The organism is Bacillus sp. AY2-1, from assembly GCF_008368965.1.
GTDB lineage: Bacteria > Bacillota > Bacilli > Bacillales > Bacillaceae_G > Bacillus_A > Bacillus_A thuringiensis_S.
The window spans coordinates 33,972-53,369 of the sequence record NZ_QPEL01000011.1; the positions used below are offsets into that span (position 1 = coordinate 33,972).

Here is a 19,398-nt window from a genome sequence, read left to right on the forward strand (position 1 = left end):
CGAAAGCCTTCTTCTTAGAAGGCTTTTTTTATTTTATATTCACTTAATGTTTCAATTTAAAAAGGAGGAATTTTCACATGTCAACAATCGAAACAAAACTAGCACAAATCGGAAATCGCAGTGAAACTACAACAGGAACGGTTAATCCACCGGTTTATTTCTCAACCGCTTATCGTCACGAAGGAATTGGTAAATCTACTGGCTTTGACTATTCACGAACTGGCAATCCAACTCGCGGTCTTTTAGAACAGGCAATCGCAGACTTAGAATATGGCGAACAAGGTTATGCCTGTAGTTCAGGGATGGCGGCTGTTCTCCTCGTCCTTTCTCTATTCCGCTCTGGAGACGAACTTATTGTATCTGAAGATTTATACGGAGGAACGTATCGATTATTTTCTGAGCACGAAAAAAAGTGGAATGTTCGATGTAGATACGTAAATACACAATCTATTAAACAAATTGAGCAAGCTATCACAACTGAAACGAAGGCTATTTTCATAGAAACTCCAACTAATCCATTAATGCAAGTTACTGATATTGCTGCTGTCGCAACTGTAGCGAAAAGGCACGGACTACTTCTTATTGTAGACAACACATTCTACACACCTTATATACAGCAACCATTAACAGAGGGTGCTGACATTGTACTCCATAGCGCAACGAAATATTTAGGGGGACATAACGATGTACTAAGCGGACTTGTCGTTGCAAAAGGAATGGAACTTTGCGAGGAAATCGCTCATTATCATAATGCATCAGGCGCGGTTTTAAGCCCATTTGACTCATGGTTATTAATTCGCGGTATGAAAACGTTAGCGCTTCGCATGAGACAACATGAAGAAAATGCGAAAGCAGTTGTTGCATATTTAAATGATGAAAACGGGGTGACAGATGTATTTTATCCAGGAAGAGGCGGCATGATTTCATTCCGCCTTAAAGATGAAGCTTGGATTAATCCATTCTTACAATCTTTATCCTTAATTACATTTGCAGAAAGTCTTGGTGGTGTAGAAAGTTTAATGACTTATCCAGCAACGCAAACACATGCTGATATTCCTGAAGATATTAGAACAGCAAACGGTGTATGCAATCGTCTTCTTCGATTCTCCGTTGGCATTGAAAATAGTAACGATTTAATTCAAGACTTAAAGCAAGCCATTAAACTCGTAAAAGAAGGTGTAAAAATATGAGCTATTCTATAGATACACTCTTACTACACAACCAATATAAACATGACTCACAAACGGGCGCTGTGAACGTTCCCATTTATAACACATCAACTTTTCACCAGTTTGATGTAGATACGTTCGGAAAATATGACTATAGCAGGTCAGGAAATCCAACTCGTGAAGCTCTTGAAGATATCATTGCTTTATTAGAAGGTGGAACAAAGGGATTCGCCTTTGCATCAGGCATTGCAGCGATTTCCACTGCATTCCTCCTTCTTTCACAAGGTGATCACGTACTCATTTCAGAAGATGTATACGGAGGCACTTACAGAGTGATAACTGAGGTACTCTCCCGTTACGGTGTTTCACATACATTTGTTGATATGACCAATTTAGAAGAAATAAAACAAAACATTAAACCAAATACAAAGCTCTTTTATGTAGAAACACCTTCTAACCCACTTTTAAAAGTGACAGATATCCGCGAAGTTTCTAAACTTGCAAAATCTATTGGCGCTCTTACTTTTGTTGATAATACTTTTTTGACACCACTATTCCAGAAACCACTTGAACTTGGAGCTGATGTCGTTCTTCATAGTGCTACAAAATTTATTGCTGGTCATAGTGATGTTACTGCCGGATTAGCAGTAGTAAAAGATGCAGAACTCGCTCAAAAGCTTGGATTTTTACAAAATGCATTCGGTGCTATTTTAGGGCCTCAAGATTGTTCTCTCGTACTTCGTGGCCTAAAAACATTGCATGTACGCCTCGAGCATTCAGCTAAAAATGCCAATAAAATTGCACATTATTTACAAGAGCACGCTAAAGTACAAAATGTCTATTATCCTGGATTACAAACGCATCTCGGATTTGATATTCAACAATCTCAAGCAACATCAGCTGGAGCGGTCTTATCGTTTACTTTGCAGTCAGAAGATGCACTCCGCCAATTTTTGTCAAAAGTAAAATTACCCGTTTTTGCAGTTAGTTTAGGAGCGGTAGAGTCAATTCTTTCTTACCCAGCAAAAATGTCACATGCAGCACTGTCGCAAGAAGCTCGTGATGAAAGAGGGATCTCTAATTCATTACTTCGGTTATCAGTTGGCCTTGAAAATGTTGACGATTTAATATCCGATTTTGAAAATGCCCTTTCTTATGTAGAAGAACCTGTAAATGCATAGAATGAATAGAAGATATGAAATTAAGTTTTCATATCTTTTTTTATGCTGTCTACCATACTCGTTTTAGTGCTTTTCTATCTATATAGTTCATTAAAAAATAAAATTTTTATCTATTTCCAAGTAATGGATTAATTGATATATTAAGAAATAAAAAGGAGCAAAAATAATGGATACTTGTACAGATATTTTAATCGTTATCGATTTACAAAATGGAGTATGTTATAGCGGAGAGCATCTATTTGATTTACAGAACTTACTAACAAAAGTAAATCAAAGAATTTCTTCATACAGAAAATTAAATAAACCAATCCTTTTTGTTCAACATTGTGATGATGATTTAGTACCCGAGAAAGAAAATTGGGCTATTCATACCGATCTAGATGTTCAAGAACAAGATTTTTTTGTAAGAAAAACACATGCAAATTCATTTTATAAAACAAACTTAAAAGAAATTTTAGATCAATTATCTGTAAAGCGCATTGAATTTTGTGGTGCCCAAACAGAGTACTGTATGGATGCTACGATTAAGTTTGCCCACGGACTGGGATACGAAAACTTTATGGCACAGAAAACAACCTCTACGTTGAAGAATCCTTTTATGTCCGCAAAAGAGACGATTGATTTTTACGAGAACATATGGAATCACAGGTTTTTAACGTTGCTAAAAGATGAATTTTAGAATAAATGACTAATGACTTGATTATCCTAAGATTTATCAGCTGTAATCAAATATTTCGTTATCATCATAAAGAAGCGAATTACATTCAGCTTCTTTTCTTTTAAACTGTTTTATATTCTATATATATCATTACAATTCCTTTGTCGTATTATTTTAAAAATTTTGTATATTCATTTGAAAGAATAAGAAAATCATGATAAAATTGTGTTACAAATATATCTATATCTTTCAATTTTTAAAACGCATCGAAATTTTCACCCAAAAATTTTATTTTACAAAAACGTGCTAATTTACCTATTTTATTTACATCAGGGTCTCTTTTCTTACAATTTCTTTACTTTAGGACTTTTTTTCTGCAACAACTATTTTCTTTTCTTTAAATTTTTGGTATGTATAGTATGGTATAATAGCTCACACGGAGGTGGAAAAGAACATGTTAGAAACCTTTCAAAAAGAATTAGAACTATATGAAAGTAATGCAGAATTATTAAAAGTACTAGCTCATCCTGTTCGTTTATGTATCGTAAAAGGATTAATTGAGCGCGGTCCAAGCAACGTTTCTACAATGTATACTGGCTTAAACATGCCACAATCTACAATTTCACAGCATTTAGCAAAATTAAAAAGCGCTAAAATCGTTTCTAGTGAAAGAAAAGGATTGGAAATTTATTACAAAGTAGAGAACGAAACAATAATTCAACTCGTTCGCGTATTATTAGGTTAGGGACTAATAATCGAAGAAAAAGAACGTATTCTATATTTTTCATCTCATATCTTTAATATAAATATATATCATGAGAGGAAATATATAATACTACATAAGTCGTATTAAAAAACAAGACACAGTATATACTGTGTCTTGTTTTTTTTATATTGTTACATACCGCTCCAAATGCAAATGTTGCATATCTTTTGTATGTATAACAACATCAAACGCACTCCCTACTCCTCCATTCAAAATCATAGAACGAACTGCTCGATTTTTTTTTTGCGTTTCAGAAAAAGGATTCGTATCTTGATGGCTCGTAAGCTGTTCTAATATTCCTGCAGCTAACAAGAACTCAGATTGTTTCTTATGCCATACTGCACTCATTCCCTGCAGACTAAACATCTCAGTTAGCTCGTCCCAATGAATATGAGTAGTAAGATCCATTTCACCTGGATACGCTAGTGGGTTTCGTATTAGCTTATGCTGATAATACCCTCGCAAACTTCCTTCACGGTGTGCTGGATGCATCCATTCTTCTTTTGTGTATCCGTAATCAACTGTAATACATATACCTTTTTGAAACCATTTCGCAATTTCTTTTATATACTCCTCCATCACAATTGGTACTTCAAAACGTTGCCCTTCAGCAATATGAATATTATATTTCAATAAATATCGACCAATTCTTTTATCTAACGGCCTACATACTTCTGAAAGGTTTCCTTCCTCTGTATATGTAATACGTACTTCATACAACATACCATTTCTTTTCTCAATTATTTCAACAGGAAATGCATCAAACAACTCATTCGAAAAAAGAATTCCCTCGAAAGAATCTCCCATTTCACTATAGGAGGTATAGTACGATACATTAGAAAATGAGCCAAGTTGCTCCTGCTGTAATTTCCTATGAAAAGGGCTCACTTCAATCATTGAATAGTTTAAATCAATAAAGGTTTTTGGAGATAATTGCTTCCATTCTTGTAAAACATCATAGGCAAACTTTCCAGTTCCCCCACCAACCTCACAAATATTCGAAGCAACTTCACCATTTTCAACAAGACGAATAAAAAGTTTAGCAAAAGTTTTTGCAAAAACAGAGGATACATTGCTACTTGTAAAAAAATCCCCTTTTCTTCCAATCTTTTCACGTTCTTTCATATAATATCCATGACCTTCTGTATACAATACAAGGTTCATATACGTACTATATGAAATTGAATAATCCTTTTCTTTCCCCATCCATTCTCTTAAAATGAGCTCCATTCCCATAATGACTCCTTATTGTAAAAACGGATTATTTTCTTTTTCAAAGCCAATGCTTGTTTCTGGACCATGTCCACATAACACCGCTGTTTCATCTGGTAATACAAATAATTTCTCTTCAATACTTCCAATTAATTCAGCAAAACTTCCACCAGGCAAATCTGTTCTTCCAATGCTCATTTGGAACAATACATCTCCTGAGAATACAGCATTCGCCTCTTTACTATAATAAGAAATACTTCCTGGAGAATGTCCCGGCGTCTCAAAAATTTCAAAATTAAATGATCCAATTGTTAATGTACCTTCTGCATCAATAATATGATCCGCTGGTTTTGCTGTAATACTGCGGTTCATCATAAAAATTTGAGAGCCGTTTACAGTTGCATCTCCTAACCAATCTGCTTCTTCTTTATGTACGTATACAGGAATATAAAAAGCGTCTCTTACCGCATCAACAGCACCGATATGATCAAAGTGAGCATGTGTTAATAAAACCGCCAATGGTTTTAATTGTTCTTCTTGTAAATATGTAACGAGCTTTTCACCTTCATGACCAGGGTCAAAGATAATGCACTCTTTTTGATCGTTCATTAAAATATAAGCATTGGTTTGCAATGGGCCTAACGGCATTTGTATCCATTTCATATGAAATCTCCTCCAGTTATTAAACTTACTTTTAATGATACAACATTTCTTTCTCTGAGGAAAAGAAAGGATGCTATCTCGACAATCATTTTTAAAACATGTACAATATAAAAGAGTAAATATTCCAAAAACTCATAATAAGAAATGGGTAGACAGAGGAGGATATTGTATGGGCCTTGTTATTATTTTTACACTTGTCACTCTGTTAGCTGTATTTGCTACGCTTAGAACACTTCGTGAAAAAAACTTTTTCGCGAGCGGCTTTGCAATTGCAACTGTACTCGTTTTCGGATGGTTTACGATCATGACTGTTCTATATAACGGGTATCCACCAGCAGCTTAATTCGTTTACACTTTATTCTTCATCGAGATTTCACACAAAAAGAGGAAGGGTTCCCCCTTCCTCTTTTCATATTTCACATCTTATATCATCTTCGCTTCGTATTTGTGCTTTTTTACAAGCCAAGCTCCTCCGATAACACCTGCATCATTACCAAGTGTTGCAATAGCTAACTTCGTGCTCTTTACAGCACGTGAGAAAGCGTATTGCTCGAAATAGCGTTGAATTGGTTCTAATAGCGCATCTCCAGCTTTAGACACGCCTCCACCAATAACAATTTTCTCTGGGTTCAACGTACTAGAAAGGTTCGCTACAGCTAATCCTAAATAAGAAGCTACTTTTTCTACTACTTCGCCTGCTAATTCATCACCTTGTCCAAGTGCTTCAAAGACATCTTTTGATGTAATACGTCCTTCTTCAGCTAACATAGAACGCAACATGCTTTCTTTATTAGTCTCTTGTATTTTTTGCATAGCAACACGTACAATACCTGTTGCAGATGCTACTGTTTCTAAGCAACCAGACTTCCCGCAATTACATGGGAAAGCATTTTCTGTAACTACTGTAATATGTCCAATCTCACCAGCAGCACCACTCACGCCGTGTACAATCTCACCATTGGCGATTACACCACCACCAACGCCCGTACCAAGTGTCATGCAGATTAAATCTTTTGCACCTTCACCAGCACCTTTCCACATTTCACCAAGCGCTGCTAAGTTTGCATCATTATCAATAACAACAGGTAATCCTGTTTCTACTTCTAATAAATCTTTTAGCGGATAGTTTTTCCACCCTAAATTAACCGCTTCATAAATCATTCCAGATGCCACATGTACAGGGCCAGGAGCTCCCATACCAATACCAATTAACTTGCTCTTCAATTCGCCTAATTCTTCTAGCTTTTTATCAATTGCTTTCGCAACATCAAGTGTAATATGTTTTCCTTGCTCAACTGTATTCGTAGGGATTTCCCACTTATGTAAAATTTCACCGTATACATTAATAAATGCTAATTTAATCGTTGTACCACCAAGGTCAACACCAACTAACCATTTCTCTTCCATGTTGCTTACCTACCTTTATCTAATTCTTATTTAGCTCTTTTTGAATTTCTTGCTTCAATAAAAATAAAGCTGTTTGATAGTCTTGTGGATCGATTAGCTGTGATTGATTTAATTCACGCAATTCATCTTGCATTAATTGTAAATCTGCAATTCGATCTCCCGTATAAATAATCGTACCAAATTTCTTTAGCAATTGCTGAATATCATAAATAGATACCATTTCATCACCCTCTATGCTTGCTTACTATAAAAAATTATAATAAGAAAACGTTCACATATTTTATTATAATCAAGAAGAAAAAGTCTCGTCAATTTTTATTTGTCTAGACAAGCTCATTTATAAGCATTGTTCCTTTTTCTGTAATAATTTTTTCTATATTTTTATCAAATGGCTCTACCGGAATGTGTTTTACCATTTGAAAACCATACGCTAATGATAGCGTTTTCCCTTTATAATGCACGAGATAACGATCATAATAGCCACCGCCGTACCCAATTCGCTCTCCTCGTTCTGTATAAGCTACGCCCGGCACAATTTGAAGATCAATTCCATCCACATTCACTTCTTCCGTAAGCCCGGGAATCGGTTCACGTAAATTCATATACACCGTTTCTAATTGATCAAAATTATTAATTTGCCGGAAGGACATCGTTCTTGTTCCTTTATTACACTTAGGAACTACAACTTTCTTTCCTTCTTCCCAAGCTTTTTCAATAATAGGATATGTATTCACTTCATTTTCCATTGAAAGAGTAATTCCAATTGTTTTAGCTTCAACCCACTCTTTTTGCGCATACAGCAAAAATGCAATCTGTTCTGATAAAGTTGTATACTGTTCTTCTGATAAAGAATTCATGTGTTCTATTATTTGTTTACGCAAACGCACTTTCTCTTCTTTCACACATTTCCCCCCTACAGTGACACTTTTCTCTATGATGATAGTGTATCACTTTTAACATAGGAATCGAATAAAAAAAGAAACAGTAGGAAAATATTCCTACTGCTTACTTTGTTTCACGGTGTAACGTAGACTTCTTGTCACGCTTGCAATACTTTTTAAGCTCGATACGCTCAGCGTTGTTACGTTTATTTTTCTTTGAGATATAGTTACGATCTCCGCATTCTGTACATGCTAGAGTAATATTCACACGCATTCTTATTTCCCTCCAGTACTAATAACTTAAATCAGACTATACTATAATACCACTTTTAAAATAAAAATTCTACACCTTTTGATATTGTCTAATTTTTTCTATAAGATTTTTCATGTTTTCCCTTGCTATTACTGGGTTTCTAGCATGTGAATACACTAAAAATTTTGGTTGTTTTGTGTCAGAAACGATATAAGACCACTCTTTTTCAGTATATTTGAACTGTACTCCTTCAAATATACCTTCTCCCTTCCTTTCTATATCATCCAATAATTTCCTCATAATTTCCCCTTTTTCATTCCATGAACATGCCACTTCATCATAAAGTAAATAGAGCGGCGGTGATTGCTCTACTATGCTGAGAAACGTTTTTCCTTGCAATGCTATTAGCTCGAATAATTTTCCAATTCGATATAAAATATCTCGCTTCCACCTTACTTGAAACGACTTTCTTTCATCCTGCGTATAAAATAGAAGATAACATTCTCCTAACTTCAAAGACATCGGGTAAATATTTCCTGTCGATTCGAGTAAGAAATCCGGAATATCTACCTCTTCCAAATCTGTACCCTGGTAAATATTACTATGTTTATCGTATAACTCGAAATGATTTCCTTGCTCAGAAAACATAAGAGCCATATTCGCTTTACTTGATTTCATCAAAGCTTTCACATGATCTTTTTGTTCGCTTGCATAAATCCATGTAACTGTACAACCAAGTCTTTGCAGAAAGAGCATAAGTAAATGTTGCAACGTATCATTTCTCTTATTAATAAGAAGATGAAACTTCTGCATCTGTATTTTCTCGATATCAATATGCTCCAATATAACTTCTATATACTCATTCATAGAAACATGAACCAGCTCATTACGCCCCATTTCTTTCTCATGTACGTAATAAAACAATTCGGACATATATACTTGTTCTATCTCTTTTTGCTGCTTATACGTTAACGGCATGCCAGCTTGACTGTATAACTTTATAACAATCTCATTCTCATTCTCCACTTGAATGAAAACACCACCTGCACATTGCAAATGATGAACACTATATTGAAAAAGTGACTCGTTCATTTCTTTACATTCCATCGTATGAATCCCTATACCATGAATAGCATGTAAAAATAAATTTTTATAAGAGGTTGTTTCTATATTTTCTTGACTTCCAATTAATATACTCTCTCCTTTTGTAAAAAGAGATCCATACGCCATCGCAATCTTCACGATAAACTGGGGAGTAATTTCAACATTCCCTCTTCCTACAATGCGGCTTTTTTGTAACCAACCTGCACTCATTTCACTCTCTTGAATACCAGCTGCTCCTACTATCGAATGACTATCAATGGCCTTATAAGGCCATAGTTTTCCTTTTTGCTTAATTACCGTGCTTCTCCCAATATGACAGTGATCCGCTACAACGCTTTTTTGAAACAGTGTAACGTCATCTTCAACTATTGTACGCTCTCCTATTGTCGTTTCTAATAGTTCACAATACTTCCCAATGTGGGCATTTGCAAAAACAATACTTTTTTGAAGATGAGAATAATTTGAAACGATACTATTTTTCCCAATAATAGAATATGGCTCAATTACAGCTCCTGTACCAATCTTTGCTCCTTCTCCAATAAAAGAGGGGCCATGAATTTTCGTCCCTTTGCCAATCGTCACCCCTTCTCCCATCCATACCATCGGTAATACTTCCGTATAAGGAATAGGTACTTGTAACTTTTTCGTTAACAAATCAAATTGTGCTTGTCGATATTGATTAAATGTGCCGATATCTAACCAATAACCTTCTGACAAATATGCGAATAACACATTTTTATTTGCCAATAACGGAAACACATCATGACTAAAATCAAAAAATTGCCTAGGCGGTATGTAAGAAAAGATTTCTGGCTCCATAATATATATGCCTGTATTCACAACATTAGAGACTACCTCATTCCAGCCCGGCTTTTCTATATATCGTGTAACCTCCTGGTCTTTATTCATTACAACCAATCCAAATGAGAGTGGATTTTCTACTTCTTTCACAAACATTGTTACTATTCTTTTCTTTTGTTCATGAAACCTAATTCCTTCTGATAATTGAAAGTCAGTTAATGCATCCCCACTTATCACAACAAATGTTTCATCTAAAAATTGTTCTGCTTGTTTAATACTCCCTGCTGTACCAAGCGGAGGAGAGTCTTCAAAATAATACAAGTTAACTCCCCATTTACTACCATCACCAAAATATTGCTTAATGGTCGTACTCATATATTGAACAGTAATTGCAATTTCACGAATACCATGCTGGCGTAATAACTCAATATTGTATTCTAAAACTGGTTTTTCTAATAACGGTAACATCGGCTTTGGAGTATTACATGTTAATGGTCTAAGGCGTCTTCCTTTTCCTCCAGCTAAAATAACCCCCTTCATATACTTCAGCCTCCACTTATATAATGTTCAGTAGCTCCATATACCATATGTATATTCTCTATCCCACATGAACTAGCAGCATAAACTTGATTAGTTAAACGAATCCTCATTTAAAAGACCCTATAATTAAATGTCCCACCTATAAAAACGTACGGTTCAAACTCAAAGAAAGCGCTTACTATTAATTGATAAATAATACTTATTAACGAACAACATATATACTAATTTTCCCATTACATTATGATACATCTTATCATCATAAACTAAAGGAAACAACGAGCTTTTTTTGTCATGTTTTGACTAAAAAAAGCAGGTGATTTCTCATCACCTGCTTTAATTCCTACTCATTCAATAAATAATGCTTTCCTTTTACTAAATAAAAGACATTTTCAGCAATATTTGTAATATGATCTGCTACACGCTCAATATATCTCGCCACAAATGATAATTGTGTAATTTGCGTAATTGCTTCTGGTTGTTCCGGAACTGAAGATATAAACTCACGAATTGATTTTCCATATATTTCATCAACAGAATCATCCATTTCAGCGATTTGTTTCGCAAAAGTTAAATTTTCTTGTTCATATGCTTCTAACGCTAAATGCAACATCTCATTTGCAATCGCAAACATTTCATCCAGGTTGTGCAAACTAACAGCCACTTCTTTTTCCCCAAGACGAATTGTAGCCTTTGCAATATTAACAGCATGATCTGCAATACGCTCTAAATCTGTCGCTGTTTTAATTGAAATAAAGATCCTTCTTAAGTCACTTGCTACAGGTTGCTGCTTCGTAATAAGCATAAGTGCAAGATCGTTTATTTCCTCTTCTAAATTATCCATGCGGTAATCACCATCAATGACCTCTAACGCTTTCTCTACATCCCTTGTATGCAGACCTTCCATAGCAATCAATAAAGCCGCATTTGCTAATTCTCCAAGCTCGATTACCTTTTGCTGTAACACTTTTAAATCACCTTGAAACTGTTCTCTTACCATTTTTTCTTCCCCCTCAATATTATGTGCCATTATATATAAAGTGAAACTTTAATCAACCCTCATCAATCGGGCTTTTACAGGCGGCCCGCCATCTAACTTCTTTGCTTTTGTTGAATTTTGAAATCCGGTCTTACTGCCCGCAAATAGCGGGATAAATCTCCTACATAGCCTCTTACACTTGTAATAAAACTTAAAATAAAGGAAGTATTACTTCCCTATTAAAGTGAGATAAAAATAAGAAATGCCCTCTGTTAAGAGGGCATTTTCTCTTAGCTTTGCGACGATATCAGCCAAAGCGACCTGTAATATAATCTTCTGTACGCTTATCTGAAGGAGTCGTAAATAATTTGTTTGTATCTGTATACTCCACAACTTCCCCGCTTAAGAAGAAAGCAGTTTTGTCTGAAATACGCGCTGCTTGTTGCATATTATGCGTTACGATAACAATACTAAAGTCTTTCTTTAACTCTTGAATTAATTCTTCTACTTTTAATGTTGAAATTGGATCTAATGCCGATGTTGGCTCATCCATTAAAATAACGTCTGGCTCAATAGCTAAGCAGCGTGCGATGCATAGACGCTGTTGCTGTCCACCAGATAAACCGTATGCATTATCGTGCAAACGATCTTTTAATTCATCCCAAATCGCTGCTCCACGTAAACTTTTTTCAACAATTTCATCTAATGTCTTTTTGTCACGAATACCATGGATTTTTGGACCGTATGCTACATTCTCATAAATAGATTTTGGAAATGGATTTGGCTTTTGGAACACCATTCCTACATGTGTTCTTAATTCTTCAACTGGATATGATTTATCAAATATATTGCGTTCTCTATATTCAATTACACCTGTAGTTCGAACGATCGGTACTAACTCTACCATGCGATTTAACGTTTTTAAGTACGTTGATTTACCACAGCCACTTGGACCGATAATGGCTGTAACTTCATTCTCATGAATACTTAAATTAATATCTTTTAAAGCATGGTCTTCCCCGTACCATAAATTTAAGTTTTTCGTATCAAATACTACTTTCTTTGGCGCAGTCTCGATTTTCTCTTCGTTTTTCACCTGTACATTTACTACTGTTGCTACCATTTGAATTCCCCTTTCATCCACTTCCAACTTATTTTCGATTTCGTAACCATAAAACAAATATATTGATAAATAGCAACAAACCTAACAAAACAATCATCCCAGCTGCTGCTACATACTGAAATTCTTCTTGTGGCCTACTCATCCAATTAAAAATTTGGATTGGTAAAACTGTAAATCTATCAAACATACTAAATGGAACATAATTCGCAAACGCAAGTGCCCCGATCACTAATAGTGGTGCTGCTTCTCCAATTGCTCTTGATATCGCTAACGTACAGCCCGTTATAATCCCTGGAAAAGCATATGGCAATACAATTTGATACATCGTTTGCCACTTCGTAGCACCTAATCCGTAAGAACCCTCTAATAATACACTTGGTACTGATCGGATTGCTTCTTGACTCGCCACAACAACTGTTGGTAAGACGAGTAAACTCATCGTCAGTGCTGCTGCAACTATACTCTCTCCTAAATGAAGAGCATATACAAAAATAGTTAAACCAAGCAATCCAAATACAACGGATGGTACTCCTGCTAACGTTTGATTATTAATCTCTACTATTTTTTTAAATAGAGATTCCTTCGCATATTGCTCTAAATAAAGAGCTGTTCCAACTCCAAATATAAAAGAAACAGGTATAACAATACTCATAAATAATATTGTCCCTGACAAAGCTGCAGCAATACCAGCTTCTTTCGGATTACGTGAAGCGAAATTTGTAAAGAAATCTATTGAAAGATAACTTATGCCTTTTTCAACAATTTGAAACAGTAACACAGACAAAATTACGATTGAAAATAAAATTGCTATATAAAATAACAATTTGTAAATTCGATCTTTTAAAAAGCGTGATGCCATGTTTTTTTGTATTTTATTATGATTCAACATTCGCATATTATGTCATCCTCCTAAAACGGCGCATAATAGACTGCGAAATGATGTTCATAATAAAAGTAAACATAAATAAAGTTGCACCTACAGCATACATGCTGTAATACGTAACCGTTCCATGCGGAGCATCACCTAAACTTACTTGCACAATATAGGCTGTTAACGTTTGAATAGAATGTGTCGGATCAAGCGATACATTTGGTGTGGATCCTGCTGCAATTACAACGATCATCGTTTCACCAATTGCACGAGAAGCCGCTAATATAATTGCTGCCATAATCCCTGTAAAAGCGGACGGAAACACCACTTGTTTTACCATTTCAAACCGCGTCGCTCCGAGTGCTAATGAAGCTTCTTTCGTCCCTTTCGCCACAGATCTCATCGCGTCTTCAGATAGAGATGCAACTGTAGGCATCATCATAAATCCGATAACGATTCCTGGACTAATCGCATTAAAAAACTGTAAATCTGGTATAATCCTTTGTAAAAGCGGTGTAACAATTGTTAATGCAAAAAAACCGTATACAATTGTCGGGATACCTGCTAATAGCTCTAACATCGGCTTTAATATTTTCCGTGCACTATTTGAAGCATATTCGCTTAAAAATACAGCACACGCTAAACCGATAGGAATTGCCACAAACATAGCAAGCGCTGTTACAAGGAACGTTCCACATATAAGTGGTACTATACCAAATTTAGGATCTTCAAAAAATGGTAACCATTCTTTCTCCGTCAAAAAGGAGTATAGTGATATTTTTTGAAAAAACATGATTGTTTCATTAGAGAGCGTAAAAACAATTCCAAGTGTCGTCACAATAGAAACGCTAGCAATTATTTTTAGTAATAAAGGTACTATTCGATTGATTCGCTGCGTTTTTTTTCTTTGCTTTTTATTTCTTTCAATCAAATGTTGTACAGAAAATGTAATTTGATTTTTGTCATTATGAGCCAAAGATGAAAACCCCTTTCCACCCTGACATTACCTTTTTATTTCTGTTAACATACGCAGCTGTTCATTGTATTTTTCTTTTCGCAATTTTACATAACCGACCTCTTCAGCGAGGTTACCAACATGCTGAATCATAAACTCAACATAGTTTGCTACATTCATTTTATTTCGGATAGATGCATTATTCACATAAGTAAGTAGCGGCCTAGATAACGGCTTATATTTACCTGATTGAATGGTCTCTTTCGTCGGAAATACACCATTTACTTTTATTGCTTTCACCTTATCTCGATTAGCCATATAATAAGCATATCCTACAAAAGCAATGGCATGTTTATCATTCATTACCCCTTGCATAATAACTTGATCGTCTTCAGACAAAGAGACTTTTTTTACAATGCGATGATTTTGTAAGATGACATTTTGAAAATAATCATACGTACCAGAGTCTACGCCTGGTGCATAAAAGTTCACTTGTTCACGTGGCCATGTTGAATGAATTTGTGACCATCGCTTCTCACTTCCATCTTCACTCCACAGTAGACGTAACTCGTCTACTGACATATCGTCTACCCATGTATTGTGCCAATTCACAACAATTGTAAGACCATCTTTAGCCACCTCAAAAGGTGTGAATTGAATAGAATTTTTCTTCATTTCATTTTTCTCGACTTGTTTCATTACTCTCGAAGCATTATTTATATCTACTTCTCCTTTACCGAAACGATTAAATCCTCCCCCAGTTCCAGAAATACTGATGGAAATTTTCACGTCTGGATGCACCTTTGTATATTCCTCCGCTACTGCTTCTATAATAGGAAAAACCGTTGAGGATCCATCAACTCTCACTTCTCCCGTATCATTTAAAGCAAATGCAGTAGACATTTCAAAACAGAGGAACCATATTGATAGTACGAAAATTTTAATCGGTGTACGCATCCATTTCACGTGTTCTTCCTCCTAGAAGTAACCGGAAATAACAGGATTACAGATATAAGAATACTGCTAAACTATTAATTCGGTTTTAATTGTTTGTAAAAGTTTTGTAAAGTTCCACAAAGATCAACATACGATACAATTTTAATCAGTAGTAGCTATTCATTTTCTCTGATGATTTCCCTATAAAACAGTTATCCCCTATCTCATCATATACAAGTATCATTTATACGGCCGCGTGTTTTTCAGTGTTGTATACTTGTCCACATTTATTACACGATATGCATAAACCATAAAAAAAAGCACACTATCTTTTCAGATAGTGTGCTTTTTTACAATTTTTTTATTCATCATCTTGATCTTTATTTTTATTGTCTTTGTCATCTTTTGGAGTTTCACCATTTACTTCTTTGTTTTTCAAATCAAAGTAAGCGTCCATAATTTCACGACCAATATATCCATTAATACCAGTCTTATCATCATGTACCCACGGAACGACAACAGAGAATGCTACTTCTGGATCTTCAAGTGGCGCATAACCTACTAATGTTAGGTTATATGTTTCCACACGTTCACCGTTTGCCTTTCTACCAATCTCTTTATCTCCGCCATACACAGTTTGCGCGGTACCTGTCTTCCCTGCCGCTTTATATTTTGCACCTGTAAAGTATTTTGTAGCTGTACCACCTGAATCATTATACACTTGTCTAAATCCTTCTTGAACACGTTTAATTTGCGATTCTGGCATATCAACACGATTTAATACTTTCGGTTCCATAGATTGAACAACTTTCCCAACTTCATCTGGTTTCACTGCTGGTTGACGAATTTCTTTTACAACTTGTGGTTGCATACGATATCCGCCACTGGCAATCGTCGAAATATATTGCGCTAATTGAAGCGGTGTATACGTATCATACTGTCCAATTGATAAATCTAGTAAGAAACCTGGTTGACTACTTCTACCCATCTGACCAGCAGATTCATTGGGTAAATCAATTCCTGTTTTTACACCCAGTCCAAACTGTCCGAAATAATAACGCATCGTATCAAATGCTTTTTGAGGTATATCTAACGTACCACCTCTCACATATTGAACACCGGCGATATTCATCGCTGTTTTAAACATATAAACGTTAGAAGACATTTTTAAAGCTGTAAGGTCATTAATGTATCCCATCGTTTTCCAAGACGATTTCGTAGGTGTACCTTTTAATTTAATTGGTTCATCCAATTGCACCGACCCTGGTTGAATCGCACCAGTTTGATATCCAGTAAGTACTGTTGCACCTTTTACAGTTGACCCCATCGGATAAGAACTTGTCATGGTACCTAATGCAAAGTCATTTACTTTCGTTTGACCATCTTCGTTAACTAATTGTTTCCCCGCCATAGATAAAACTTCACCATTTTTTGGATTCATCATTACAACGAATGCGCGATCTAAAAGAGGTTCGCTTCCTTTAAATCTCATTAAATTCTTCGCAAGAATATCTTCCACACGCTTTTGTAATTCCATATCAATTGTTAAGTTCAAGTCATTACCACTTTGTCCTTTTGATACATTAATCGTTTCTAAAATATTACCGTTTTTATCTGTAACATTTCTAACTTCTGCTTTCGTACCGTGCAGGCTATCTTCATACTGTTGTTCAAGATAACTTTTTCCTACTCGGTCATTTCGATTATAATCACGAACAAGATAGTAATCTAGTCTTTCTCTCGGTAAGCCTTCATCAGATGTCGACACCCCACCAAGTACACTTCGGAATAAATCATCGTACGTATATTTTCGATCCCAATCAACATTCGTATCTACACCTGGTAATGCTGCTAGGTTTTCACTAATAATCGAATATTCCTTTTCTGTAGCATCCTTTTTAATAACTTGAGGTGTCATTGCATATCCGCCGTCCATCTTACTTTTAATCGCTAATATTTCTAGATCTTTTGCGGATAATTGATTAATCTCTTCTTCTGTTACACGACTTCGCTGACGCTCGTCTAATTCTTTATCATCAATTTTTTTATCTTTAAACTCTTGGCGATCTTTATTCGTAATTTTTTCTTTAGCTTCCTCTTTATGCATAGCAAGCCAATAATCTTTTTTATCGCGATCTGTTAATTTATCTGTCGGTACTTCAATCAAATCTGCTAGCTTTTTCGCTGTTTCTAAGCGATCCTCTGCCGTTGATCCTTTCATTTTTGTAAATGTAATAGTACGAATGGCTGCATTATCTACTACAGGTCGCCCATAACGGTCAAATATTTTCCCACGCGGTACAGGATTACTTATCGTTGAGTTTTCTTTCTTCTCCACTTCATTCTTATATTCTTCACCGCGAACAATTTGTACATATCCGAGCCTTACAATAACCGCGGAGAACATTAAAAACACGCAGAAAAACAGCACGTTTAACCGAAAAGGAACGTGGGTCTTTTTCTTATTTTGCTTCTGCTTCTTGCTCATACAAACCCCCTCTACCAACAGCTATGTAATGTGAAAGGGACACCTTCATACAGGTGTCCTCACTGCTGTTTTACATCTTTTTCTATTCTAGCATAAAACAAACGAGAAGTTAACCTTCTGGTTCAGTTTGATTCTGCGTAGTTCCTTGCGTTACAACACTTGTTTTATCTGCATTTTCCCCATCATATTTGACATTTTTAACTGCAAAATAAATAAGAAAATGTCCAGCACCTAAAATACATAATAAGTAAGGTAAACTTTTTTCAGGTGGAAAGAATAGTACAGCACATAAAAAACTTAAAATGGAACAGATTCTTCCGGCATTTAACCATAACTCCCGGACAACGACATATTCCACACGCCATTCTCTCGCATTTTTAGCTCTACCAATTACGTCATATGTCATTGACCCGTATGGAACAAGTAAAATAGGATATGCAACCGCAATACATGCCGCATAAATAAGTAATTTCGTGTATGTAACATTGAAAATAACTAAAAAGACGACAGCATATAAAATAATGCCCCCAAGTAAAATTGCTTTTTTTCGCCACTCTTTCTTTAACATGCGAGCGACCAAGTAATAACATACAAAGGATACAGCAGAGTTCACTAAACTATATTTCCCTAATGCGAACTCACTATTAGTTGCTAAATACACATATACTGAAATGACAAAAATAAACGTTCCTTCTCTCAATCCTTGGAAAAAATGAGCTCGTGTAATCTTTCCCCAATTTTTATCAACTCTTCGTTCTTTCAATACTTGCACAATTTCATAACGCCCTTCACATTCTCTTTTAGATAAAAAGAAACTTAAGACGACAGCAATTGCAAATAAAACTAATGAAAGAAAGAATATAACAGTATAACCACTCCATTTCTCCATGCGTGAAATTGTGTATCCTGCTGCTATTGGTCCAATCATCCCAGAGAAAGATGTAAGAAGTCCAAGAAATCCATTAAAGAAATCTCTTGTTTCTGGTTCTGTAATTTCAAATGTCAATAAGTTAAAAGCCAACCAGTAAAAACCGTATCCTACTCCTAAAAGAGCCCCCATTAATAAAATATACTGAGAAGCACTTTTTCCAGCCACTAAAACAACGATAAAAAAAATTGCGAGCGTTCCTACTCCTATTCGTAATAAAATCGAGCGATCGATACGTTTCGCTAATTTCCCCCCTACAAGAAATGTGAGAGGCTGTAATACAACGCTGGCCAAATTATACAAGCCAAGATTCACATAATTTTGTGTTTGCTTCCATAAATAAATATTTACAAACGTATTCGATAAAGAAATTGCGAGCGTGTATAAACCTCCTATAAGGAGCAATAACACTAAATCCCGATTCACTTCAACGTCACCAATTATATGTTTCCACTTCATACACAACTCTCCTTTACTTCATGTTCT

19 protein-coding genes are annotated in these 19,398 nt (G+C 35.4%); 5 read left to right on the plus strand and 14 right to left on the minus strand.

From position 1 onward, the window contains the following. The first annotated feature begins 77 nt into the window (after nucleotides 1–77). The 4 genes from metI to DN403_RS01660 all read left to right on the plus strand — a co-directional run bounded on the left by metI (nucleotide 78) and on the right by DN403_RS01660 (nucleotide 3,753). Nucleotides 78–1,190 (plus strand): cystathionine gamma-synthase/O-acetylhomoserine thiolyase, encoded by a 1,113-nt coding sequence (gene metI, locus DN403_RS01645; RefSeq protein ID WP_000103895.1) that lies wholly within the window; start codon nucleotides 78–80, stop codon nucleotides 1,188–1,190. Further along, complete coding sequence (metC, locus tag DN403_RS01650) at nucleotides 1,187–2,350, plus strand: cystathionine beta-lyase (RefSeq protein WP_000122296.1); 1,164 nt, start codon at nucleotides 1,187–1,189, stop codon at nucleotides 2,348–2,350. Before metI ends, metC begins: the two co-directional genes overlap by 4 nt. A gap of 166 nt (nucleotides 2,351–2,516) precedes the next feature. After that, nucleotides 2,517–3,029 carry a cysteine hydrolase family protein gene (locus DN403_RS01655; RefSeq protein ID WP_000379186.1) on the plus strand — a complete coding sequence of 171 codons (513 nt, stop codon included), beginning with the start codon at nucleotides 2,517–2,519 and terminating at the stop codon, nucleotides 3,027–3,029. Nucleotides 3,030–3,462: 433 nt separating this feature from the next. Continuing rightward, on the plus strand, nucleotides 3,463–3,753 hold the full coding sequence (locus DN403_RS01660) for an ArsR/SmtB family transcription factor (RefSeq protein WP_000894377.1): 291 nt from the start codon (nucleotides 3,463–3,465) through the stop codon (nucleotides 3,751–3,753). 144 nt (nucleotides 3,754–3,897) lie between these two features. Here DN403_RS01660 and DN403_RS01665 read toward each other — a convergent pair whose 3' ends face one another. Beyond that, nucleotides 3,898–5,010 carry a class I SAM-dependent methyltransferase gene (locus DN403_RS01665; protein WP_000525135.1) on the minus strand — a complete coding sequence of 371 codons (1,113 nt, stop codon included), beginning with the start codon at nucleotides 5,008–5,010 and terminating at the stop codon, nucleotides 3,898–3,900. 9 nt (nucleotides 5,011–5,019) lie between these two features. Continuing rightward, nucleotides 5,020–5,649: an MBL fold metallo-hydrolase gene (locus DN403_RS01670; RefSeq protein ID WP_000871230.1), complete on the minus strand. Its 630-nt coding sequence runs from the start codon at nucleotides 5,647–5,649 to the stop codon at nucleotides 5,020–5,022. Nucleotides 5,650–5,818: 169 nt separating this feature from the next. Here DN403_RS01670 and DN403_RS01675 point away from each other — a divergent pair, with 169 nt between their 5' ends. After that, entirely contained in the window at nucleotides 5,819–5,992 is a 174-nt protein-coding gene (locus DN403_RS01675) for a DUF2759 domain-containing protein (RefSeq protein ID WP_000524852.1), read from the plus strand. A gap of 80 nt (nucleotides 5,993–6,072) precedes the next feature. Here the strand turns inward: DN403_RS01675 and glcK are convergent, their stop codons facing one another. The 12 genes from glcK to DN403_RS01735 all read right to left on the minus strand — a co-directional run bounded on the left by glcK (nucleotide 6,073) and on the right by DN403_RS01735 (nucleotide 19,371). Next, a complete protein-coding gene (gene glcK / locus DN403_RS01680; RefSeq protein ID WP_097890931.1) occupies nucleotides 6,073–7,056 on the minus strand; it encodes a glucokinase in 984 nt (327 codons plus the stop codon). Nucleotides 7,057–7,075: 19 nt separating this feature from the next. Then, nucleotides 7,076–7,276 carry a YqgQ family protein gene (locus DN403_RS01685; RefSeq protein WP_000253699.1) on the minus strand — a complete coding sequence of 67 codons (201 nt, stop codon included), beginning with the start codon at nucleotides 7,274–7,276 and terminating at the stop codon, nucleotides 7,076–7,078. 103 nt (nucleotides 7,277–7,379) lie between these two features. After that, nucleotides 7,380–7,958, minus strand: a complete 579-nt coding sequence (locus DN403_RS01690) for a 5-formyltetrahydrofolate cyclo-ligase (protein WP_000656859.1) — start codon at nucleotides 7,956–7,958, stop codon at nucleotides 7,380–7,382. A 103-nt stretch (nucleotides 7,959–8,061) separates the two neighbouring features. Then, the gene (gene rpmG, locus DN403_RS01695; protein WP_001265616.1) at nucleotides 8,062–8,211 is read right to left on the minus strand and encodes a 50S ribosomal protein L33; all 150 of its coding nucleotides are present in this window, start codon (nucleotides 8,209–8,211) and stop codon (nucleotides 8,062–8,064) included. Nucleotides 8,212–8,280: 69 nt separating this feature from the next. Then, a complete protein-coding gene (locus DN403_RS01700; RefSeq protein WP_097890929.1) occupies nucleotides 8,281–10,635 on the minus strand; it encodes a sugar phosphate nucleotidyltransferase in 2,355 nt (784 codons plus the stop codon). Between the two features lie 340 nt (nucleotides 10,636–10,975). Beyond that, a complete protein-coding gene (phoU, locus tag DN403_RS01705) occupies nucleotides 10,976–11,632 on the minus strand; it encodes a phosphate signaling complex protein PhoU (protein ID WP_000251245.1) in 657 nt (218 codons plus the stop codon). Between the two features lie 286 nt (nucleotides 11,633–11,918). Then, entirely contained in the window at nucleotides 11,919–12,734 is an 816-nt protein-coding gene (pstB, locus tag DN403_RS01710; RefSeq protein ID WP_000226681.1) for a phosphate ABC transporter ATP-binding protein, read from the minus strand. Between the two features lie 28 nt (nucleotides 12,735–12,762). Next, nucleotides 12,763–13,629 (minus strand): phosphate ABC transporter permease PstA, encoded by an 867-nt coding sequence (gene pstA, locus DN403_RS01715; protein WP_001242568.1) that lies wholly within the window; start codon nucleotides 13,627–13,629, stop codon nucleotides 12,763–12,765. A 1-nt stretch (nucleotide 13,630) separates the two neighbouring features. Then, nucleotides 13,631–14,581: a phosphate ABC transporter permease subunit PstC gene (gene pstC / locus DN403_RS01720; RefSeq protein WP_000940890.1), complete on the minus strand. Its 951-nt coding sequence runs from the start codon at nucleotides 14,579–14,581 to the stop codon at nucleotides 13,631–13,633. Between the two features lie 27 nt (nucleotides 14,582–14,608). Further along, nucleotides 14,609–15,526, minus strand: a complete 918-nt coding sequence (locus tag DN403_RS01725) for a PstS family phosphate ABC transporter substrate-binding protein (protein WP_000871818.1) — start codon at nucleotides 15,524–15,526, stop codon at nucleotides 14,609–14,611. A gap of 331 nt (nucleotides 15,527–15,857) precedes the next feature. Beyond that, nucleotides 15,858–17,984 carry a peptidoglycan D,D-transpeptidase FtsI family protein gene (locus tag DN403_RS01730; RefSeq protein ID WP_149185275.1) on the minus strand — a complete coding sequence of 709 codons (2,127 nt, stop codon included), beginning with the start codon at nucleotides 17,982–17,984 and terminating at the stop codon, nucleotides 15,858–15,860. A 109-nt stretch (nucleotides 17,985–18,093) separates the two neighbouring features. Then, a complete protein-coding gene (locus DN403_RS01735) occupies nucleotides 18,094–19,371 on the minus strand; it encodes an MFS transporter (protein ID WP_000871388.1) in 1,278 nt (425 codons plus the stop codon). Between the last annotated feature and the right edge of the window lie 27 nt (nucleotides 19,372–19,398).